Source organism: Dietzia alimentaria 72, assembly GCF_000226215.1.
In the GTDB taxonomy this organism is placed as follows: Bacteria; Actinomycetota; Actinomycetes; order Mycobacteriales; family Mycobacteriaceae; genus Dietzia; species Dietzia alimentaria.
The window spans coordinates 1-1,598 of record NZ_AGFF01000009.1 but is presented as its reverse complement, the minus strand read 5'-3'; the positions used below and the strand labels follow the sequence as shown (position 1 = coordinate 1,598).

Here is a 1,598-nt window from a genome sequence, read left to right as displayed (position 1 = left end):
CCCTATCCGCCAGACTGAGTTGAGACACCCGGGCTGGCTGGTTGAGGGATTGGGGCAAGAGTAGAAAGAGAACCCAGCATGACGATCATCGCTACTACTGAGGGGGCCGTGGAGGCCTCGGAGCAGGCACCGGCGACGGCCTCGACGCAGCAGACCGCGGTGGAATCCCCGCGGGCCGGGCGGTCGGCGCGGCGGACGTTCACCGCGGAGTACAAGCGGCGGATCGTCGCCGAGTACGACCAGGCCCCGGCGGGCTCCAAGGGTCAGGTACTGCGCCGCGAGGGTCTCTACGATTCCAGCGTCAAACAGTGGCGGGCCCAGATCGAAGCCGGAACACTGGGCAGGGTGTCTAAGGAGAAGCCCCGAGCGGGCATATCGCCGGAGCAGGCGCGTATCGCCGAGCTGGAAAAGCAGGTCGGCAAGCTCGAGTCGGACGCCGCCCGAAAGGACCAGGTCATCGCCGACCGTGACGCCGCGCTGGAGGTCATGGGAAAAGGTGTCGCATTCTTGGAGGCACTCTCCAGGAAAAACAAGGAGTGAGCCGGGCGGCATGGCGCACCTGGCAAGCCGAGACCGCGCAGCTACTGACCACGCTGCTAGGTGTGGTGCGGGCATGTGCCCTGGTCGGGCGGTCGCGAGCCACCCATCACCGGCAGGCGAACCCCACGCCGCGCCCGTACGGTCCGCACCCGAAACCTCAGCACCCGGCCGAGCTCAACGCCACCGAACGTGAGGCGATCCTGACGGTCCTGACCAGCGAGGCCTACGCCGACCTGTCGGTAGCCCAGGTCTGGGCCCGCGAACTCGACGCCGGCCGGTACCACTGCTCGCAGCGCACCATGCACCGGATCCTGGCCACTGCGCGGATGAACGGTGAACGCCGCCGGCAGGCCACCCACCCGCCGCGCAAGATCCCCGAACTCATCGCGCACGCCGCCAATGACGTCTGGACCTGGGACATCACGAAAATGCGAGGCCCTGCCAAGGGAATCTGGTACCACGCCTACGTCGTCATCGACATCTACTCCCGCTACGTCGTCGGGTGGCGCATCGAGACCGTCGAAGACGGCGAACTCGCCGCGGACCTGGTCGCCGACGCCATCGCTGAGCAGGGCCGGGCGCCGGGGTACTTGCACGCCGACGGGGGCGCGGCGATGACCTCCAAACCGTTGGCCTCACTGCTGTGCGACCTGGACATCACCCGATCCCACAATCGGCCGCGGACCAGCAACGACAACCCCTACAGCGAGTCCCAGTTCAAGACCATGAAGTACACACCCGACTACCCCGAGCGGTTCGCCAGCATCGGCCACGCCAGGGCCTGGATGAACCGATTCATCTGCTGGTACAACCACGAGCACCGGCACTCAGGGATTGGTCTGCACACCCCGGCCAGCGTCCACGACGGCACCGCCGAGCACATCCGCGACAGTCGCCAGCTCGTCCTGGATGCCGCCTATGCCAAGCACCCCGAACGGTTCACCCGACGACCACGACCACCCCGACTACCGGAGAAAGTGACCATCAACGACCCCGACGCCCGCTCACCCGAAACTAGCCAAGCTCAACCGACCACTGCACGTCTCATTTGATTTGAC

The 1,598-nt window shown here is 66.4% G+C and carries 2 protein-coding genes; both read left to right on the top strand.

Going from position 1 to position 1,598, the window contains the following annotated elements; translation table 11 throughout:
* Positions 1 to 78 precede the first annotated feature (78 nt).
* Positions 79 to 540: a transposase gene (locus tag ON04_RS05720; protein WP_010539514.1), complete on the top strand. Its 462-nt coding sequence runs from the start codon at positions 79 to 81 to the stop codon at positions 538 to 540.
* On the top strand, positions 537 to 1,592 hold the full coding sequence (locus ON04_RS05715) for an IS3 family transposase (protein WP_010539515.1): 1,056 nt from the start codon (positions 537 to 539) through the stop codon (positions 1,590 to 1,592). Before ON04_RS05720 ends, ON04_RS05715 begins: the two co-directional genes overlap by 4 nt.
* The last annotated feature ends 6 nt before the right edge of the window (positions 1,593 to 1,598 follow it).

What these genes read in the sequence shown, in the direction of transcription:
- ON04_RS05720 (WP_010539514.1), top strand. Translation starts at nt 79, where the DNA reads ATGACGATCATCGCTACTACTGAGGGGGCCGTGGAGGCCTCGGAGCAG.